The organism is Streptomyces sp. NPDC051109 (genome assembly GCF_044455885.1).
GTDB lineage: Bacteria > Actinomycetota > Actinomycetes > Streptomycetales > Streptomycetaceae > Streptomyces.
This window is the reverse complement of the sequence record NZ_JBITFF010000019.1, coordinates 122,802-128,920: the sequence shown is the minus strand read 5'-3', so window position 1 is coordinate 128,920 and position 6,119 is coordinate 122,802. Positions and strand designations below refer to the sequence as shown.

The following is a 6,119-nucleotide window of genomic DNA, read 5'->3' as shown; positions in this document are numbered from 1 at the left end:
TGTCGTTTTTTTATTATTTTTTTTTTGGGGGGGGTGGGTTAATTTTTATGCAACCCCCGGCCCGGCCCCCCCCCCCCCCCGGGGGCACGGGGGGGGGGCCCCCCCCCGGGTGGGGGCCCCCCCCCGCCGCCGTACGGACGTACGAGTACCTCTGCGTACCCGTCTGTGCCCCGGTCAGGCACCCATCGCGTGCAGGCCGCCGTCCACGTGGACGATCTCGCCGGTGGTCTTCGGGAACCAGTCCGACAGCAGGGCGACGATGGCCTTGCCCGTCGGCTCCGGGTCGCTCATGTCCCACTCCAGCATCGAGCGGGAGTTCCAGACGTCCGCCAGGTCCGAGAAGCCCGGGATGGACTTCGCGGCCATCGAGCCGAGCGGGCCGGCCGAGACCAGGTTGCAGCGGATGTTCTCCTTGCCCAGGTCACGGGCGAGGTAGCGGCTGGTGGCCTCCAGCGCGGCCTTGGCCGGGCCCATCCAGTCGTACTGCGGCCAGGCGAACTGCGCGTCGAAGGTGAGGCCGACGACGGCCGCGCCCTCCGCCGGGAACAGCGGCTTGCAGGCCATGGTCAGCGACTTCAGCGAGAACGCCGAGACGTGCATGGCGGTGGCGACCGACTCGAACGGGGTGTTCAGGAAGTTGCCGCCCAGGGCGTCCTGCGGCGCGAAGCCGATGGAGTGCAGGACGCCGTCGAGGCCGCCGAGCTCCTCGCGGACGAGGCCCTCAAGACGGGCCAGGTGCTCGTCGTTGGTGACGTCGAGCTCGATCACCTTGACCGGCTTGGGCAGCTTCTTGGCGATGCGCTCGGTCAGCGTCGGGCGGGGCCACGCGGTGAGGATGACCTCGGCGCCCTGCTCCTGGGCCAGCCGGGCGGCGTGGAAGGCGATGGACGACTCCATCAGCACGCCCGTGATGAGGATGCGCTTGCCGTCGAGAATTCCGCTCATGGTGATCAGTGACCCATGCCCAATCCGCCGTCAACGGGAATGACGGCTCCTGTGATGTACGCGGCGTCGTCGGACGCCAGGAAGCTCACGGCTGCCGCGATCTCCTCGGGCTGCGCGTAGCGGCCCAGGGGCACCTGGCCGACGATGCCCGCACGCTGCTCGTCGGTGAGCACCTTCGTCATGTCGGTGTCCACGAAACCGGGGGCCACGACGTTGAAGGTGATGTTGCGCGAGCCGAGTTCGCGGGCGAGCGAGCGGGCGAAGCCGACCAGCGCGGCCTTGGAGGCCGCGTAGTTGGCCTGGCCGGCCGAGCCCAGCAGCCCGACGACCGAGGAGATCAGGACGACGCGGCCCTTCTTGGCACGGAGCATGCCACGGTTCGCGCGCTTGACCACCCGGAAGGTGCCGGTGAGGTTGGTGTCGACGACGGACGCGAAGTCCTCCTCGGACATGCGCATCAGCAGCGTGTCCTTGGTGATGCCGGCGTTGGCCACCAGCACCTCGACCGCGCCGTGCGCGTCCTCGATCTGCTTGTAGGCCTGCTCCACCTGCTCGGAGTCGGTGATGTCGCAGCGGACCGCCAGGACGCCGAGCGCGGTGAGCTCCTGCGGCGGCTCACCCGACCGGTACGTGATCGCGACCTTGTCGCCGGCCTGCGCGAAGGCTCGGGCGATGGCGAGGCCGATGCCCCGGTTTCCTCCGGTGACGAGAACCGAGCGGCTCAACGGATCACCCTTTCGACTAGCTGTCTGAGTACCAAAAACCTATAGGGCAGGTCCCCCGAGCGGAGAATCGATCTCCCACAGGGCCTCGGTACGGGCTCTGTCGAGTCCCTACAGAAAGATGTAGGCACAAGAGCCCCGAGCGCGACATGATCGAGGCGACCGGCCCCGACCCCGGGAGGACCACCGTGCCCCATTCCATCGACGCGGCCTTCACCGCGCTGCCCTTGCGGGCGCTCGCCGACGCGGCGCTCGCCCGGGCCCGCGCGCTGGGCTGCGACCATGCCGACTTCCGGCTCGAACGGATCCGCAGCGCCTCCTGGCGGCTTCGGGACGCCAAGCCATCGGGCAGTTCCGACACCACCGACCTCGGGTACGCGGTCCGCGTGGTGCACGGGGGCAGCTGGGGGTTCGCCTCCGGCGTGGACCTGACCATGGACGGCGCCGCCAAGGTGGCCTCGCAGGCCGTGGCCATGGCGAAGCTGTCCGCGCAGGTCATCAAGGCCGCGGGTTCGAACGAGCGGGTGGAGCTCGCCGACGAGCCGGTGCACGCCGACAAGACGTGGATCTCCGCGTACGACGTGAACCCGTTCGAGGTGCCGGACGCGGACAAGGCGGCCCTGCTCGCCGACTGGAGCTCGCGTCTGCTGGCCGCCGACGGGGTGGCGCACGTCGACGCCTCGCTGCTCGCCGTCCACGAGAACAAGTTCTACGCCGACACCGCCGGCACCATGACCACGCAGCAGCGCGTCCGCATCCACCCGCAGCTCACCGCCGTCGCCGTGGACGCGACCACCGGCGAGTTCGACTCGATGCGCACCATCGCCCCGCCGGCCGGGCGCGGCTGGGAGTACCTGACCGGCACCGGCTGGGACTGGGACGCCGAGCTGGAGCAGATCCCCGGGCTGCTCGCCGAGAAGATGCGGGCGCCCGGCGTCGAGGCGGGGCGCTACGACCTGGTCGTGGACCCGTCCAACCTGTGGCTCACGATCCACGAGTCCATCGGCCACGCCACGGAGCTGGACCGGGCGCTGGGGTACGAGGCGGCGTACGCGGGGACCTCGTTCGCCACCTTCGACCAGCTGGGCAAGCTCAAGTACGGCTCCCCGGTCATGAACGTGACCGGGGACCGCACCGCCGAGCACGGGCTGGCCACCGTCGGCTTCGACGACGAGGGCGTCCAGGCGCAGAGCTGGGACCTGGTCAAGGACGGCACCCTGGTCGGCTACCAGCTGGACCGCCGGATCGCCAAGCTCACCGACCTGGGCCGGTCCAACGGCTGCGCCTTCGCCGACTCCCCCGGGCACGTGCCCGTCCAGCGGATGGCGAACGTCTCGCTCCAGCCGGATCCGGGCGGGCTGTCGACCGAGGACCTGATCGGCGGGGTGGAGCGCGGCATCTACGTCGTCGGCGACCGCTCCTGGTCGATCGACATGCAGCGCTACAACTTCCAGTTCACCGGGCAGCGCTTCTTCCGGATCGAGAACGGCAAGCTGGCCGGGCAGCTGCGCGACGTCGCCTACCAGGCCACGACCACCGACTTCTGGGGGTCGATGGAGAAGGTCGGCGGCCCCCAGACCTACGTCCTGGGCGGCGCCTTCAACTGCGGCAAGGCCCAGCCGGGCCAGGTCGCGGCCGTCTCGCACGGCTGCCCGTCCGCGCTGTTCCGCGACGTGAACATCCTGAACACCACGCAGGAGGCCGGCCGATGAGCCGTACGAAGCCCCACGAGATCGTCGAGCGGGCACTGGAGCTGTCCACCGCCGACGGCTGCGTCGTCATCGCCGACGAGGAGTCGACGGCCAACCTGCGCTGGGCGGGCAACGCGCTCACCACGAACGGCGTCACCCGCGGCCGGACCCTGACGGTCATCGCCACCGTCGACGGCAAGGAGGGCACGGCCTCGGGGGTCGTGTCGCGCTCCGCCGTGACCGCCGAGGACCTGGAGCCGCTGGTCCGGGCCGCCGAGGCCGCCGCCCGCGGCGCCGCCCCCGCGGAGGACGCCCGGCCGCTGGTCACCGGGACCCCTGCCTCTCCCGACTTCACCGAGGCGCCGGCCGAGACCTCCTCGGCGGTGTTCGCGGACTTCGCCCCGGCCCTCGGCGAGGCCTTCGCCCGGGCCCGCGCGGGCGGCCGGGAGCTGTACGGCTTCGCCAACCACGAGCTGGTCTCCACGTACGTAGGCACCTCGACCGGGCTGCGGCTGCGCCACGACCAGCCGAACGGCACCCTGGAGCTCAACGCCAAGTCCCCCGACCGGCAGCGCTCGGCGTGGGCCGGCCGCTCCACCCGGGACTTCAAGGACGTGGACCCGACCGTGCTGGACGCCGAGCTCGCCGTACGGCTGGGCTGGGCGGAGCGGAAGATCGACCTGCCCGCCGGCCGGTACGAGACCCTGCTCCCGCCGACCGCGGTGGCCGACCTCCTCATCTACCAGATGTGGTCCGCGGCGGCCCGCGACGCGGTCGAGGGCCGGACGGTGTTCTCCAAGCCCGGTGGCGGCACCCGGCTCGGCGAGAAGCTGTCGCGGCTGCCGCTGACCCTGCGCAGCGACCCGAACGCACCGGGCCTGGAGTCCGCGCCGTTCGTGATCGCGCACAGCTCGGGCGACGACGCGTCGGTCTTCGACAACGGCCTGCCCGTCCCGGCGACGGAGTGGATCCGCGAGGGCGAGCTGGCCCGGCTGACCACGACCCGGCACAGCGCGGCCATGACCGGGATGCCGGTCGCGCCGGGCTTCGGGAACCTGATCCTGGACGGCGGCGGCGACCGCTCGCTGGAGGAGATGGTGGCCTCCACCGAGCGGGGTCTGCTGCTGACCTGCCTCTGGTACATCCGCGAGGTGGACCCGGCGACGCTGCTGCTCACGGGCCTGACCCGGGACGGCGTCTACCTGGTGGAGAACGGCCAGGTCGTCGGCGAGGTGAACAACTTCCGGTTCAACGAATCGCCGGTGGACCTGCTGTCGCGGGCCTCCGAGGCGGGCCGGACCGAGAAGACCCTGCCGCGCGAGTGGAGCGACTGGTTCACGCGGGCCGCGATGCCCGCGCTGCGGATCCCCGATTTCAACATGAGCTCGGTCAGCAAGGGTGTCTGACCACCTAGACTGAGCTTTTGGCGTGACGCATTTCCCATCTGAAGGAGTCGAGAGACCGTGACGGACATCGTCGACGAACTGAAGTGGCGCGGGCTCTTCGCCCAGTCCACCGACGAAGAAGCGCTGCGCAAGGCGTTCGCGGACGGTCCGGTCACCTTCTATTGCGGCTTCGACCCGACGGCGGCCTCCCTGCACGTGGGACACCTCGTGCAGGTGCTGACCGTACGCCGGCTCCAGCAGGCCGGACACCGGCCGCTGGCGCTGGTCGGCGGGGCCACCGGTCAGATCGGCGACCCGCGGCCCACGGCCGAGCGGACGCTGAACGACCCGGAGACGATCGCGAACTGGGTGACCCGGCTTCGGGGCCAGATCGAGCCGTACCTGTCCTTCGAGGGCGAGAACGCCGCGATCATGGTGAACAACCTGGACTGGACGGCGGGCATGTCCGCCATCGAGTTCCTGCGTGACATCGGAAAGCACTTCCGCGTCAACAAGATGCTGACGAAGGACTCGGTCGCCAAGCGCCTGGAGTCCGACCAGGGCATCAGCTACACCGAGTTCAGCTACCAGCTGCTCCAGGGCATGGACTTCCTGGAGCTGTACCGGCGCTACGGCTGCACCCTCCAGCAGGGCGGGTCCGACCAGTGGGGCAACCTGACCGCCGGTCTCGACCTGATCCACCGCCTGGAGCCGCACGCCGAGGTGCACGCGCTGGCGACCCCGCTGATGGTCAAGGCGGACGGCACCAAGTTCGGCAAGTCCGAGAGCGGGTCCGTCTGGCTCGACCCGGAGATGACCACCCCGTACGCGTTCTACCAGTTCTGGCTGAACGTGGACGACCGGGACATCTCCACCTACATGCGGATCCTGTCCTTCAAGTCCCGCGAGGAACTGGAGGAGCTGGAGGCGCAGACCGCCGAGCGGCCGCAGGCGCGCGCCGCGCAGCGGGCGCTGGCGGAGGAGCTGACCACCCTGGTGCACGGCGCCGACCAGTGCGCGGCCGTGATCGCCGCGTCGAAGGCGCTGTTCGGCCAGGGCGAGCTGGCGGACCTGGACGAGGCCACGCTGGCCGCGGCCCTGTCCGAGCTGCCGCACGCCGAGGTCGCCGAGCTCGGCCTGGTGGTGGACCTGCTCGCGGAGACCGGGCTGGTGGCGAGCAAGTCGGCCGGCCGCCGGACCGTGAAGGAGGGCGGTGCCTACGTGAACAACGTGAAGGTCACCGCCGAGGACGCGGTCCCCGCCAAGGAGGAGCTGCTGCACGGGCGCTGGCTGGTGCTGCGCCGCGGCAAGAAGAACCTGGCGGCGGTCGAGGTCACGGGCGCCTGACGGCTGCGGCCCGAGGGCCGCGAGCCCGA

At 70.7% G+C, this 6,119-nt stretch carries 5 protein-coding genes; 3 read left to right on the top strand and 2 right to left on the bottom strand.

Translation table 11 applies throughout. From position 1 onward, the window contains the following. Window positions 1-174 precede the first annotated feature (174 nt). Both fabI and fabG read right to left on the bottom strand, forming a co-directional pair. Window positions 175-945: an enoyl-ACP reductase FabI gene (fabI, locus tag ACIBAD_RS28985; protein ID WP_134074882.1), complete on the bottom strand. Its 771-nt coding sequence runs from the start codon at window positions 943-945 to the stop codon at window positions 175-177. 5 nt (window positions 946-950) lie between these two features. Then, on the bottom strand, window positions 951-1,670 hold the full coding sequence (gene fabG / locus ACIBAD_RS28980; RefSeq protein WP_030162292.1) for a 3-oxoacyl-[acyl-carrier-protein] reductase: 720 nt from the start codon (window positions 1,668-1,670) through the stop codon (window positions 951-953). Between the two features lie 185 nt (window positions 1,671-1,855). Here fabG and ACIBAD_RS28975 point away from each other — a divergent pair, with 185 nt between their 5' ends. Genes ACIBAD_RS28975 through tyrS form a run of 3 tightly spaced genes read left to right on the top strand, consistent with a single transcriptional unit; the run spans window position 1,856 to window position 6,090 of the window. Next, the gene (locus ACIBAD_RS28975) at window positions 1,856-3,379 is read left to right on the top strand and encodes a TldD/PmbA family protein (RefSeq protein ID WP_398909488.1); all 1,524 of its coding nucleotides are present in this window, start codon (window positions 1,856-1,858) and stop codon (window positions 3,377-3,379) included. Next, complete coding sequence (locus ACIBAD_RS28970) at window positions 3,376-4,764, top strand: metallopeptidase TldD-related protein (RefSeq protein ID WP_134074885.1); 1,389 nt, start codon at window positions 3,376-3,378, stop codon at window positions 4,762-4,764. Before ACIBAD_RS28975 ends, ACIBAD_RS28970 begins: the two co-directional genes overlap by 4 nt. Window positions 4,765-4,821: 57 nt before the next feature. After that, window positions 4,822-6,090 (top strand): tyrosine--tRNA ligase, encoded by a 1,269-nt coding sequence (gene tyrS / locus ACIBAD_RS28965; RefSeq protein WP_134074886.1) that lies wholly within the window; start codon window positions 4,822-4,824, stop codon window positions 6,088-6,090. Window positions 6,091-6,119: the final 29 nt, after the last annotated feature.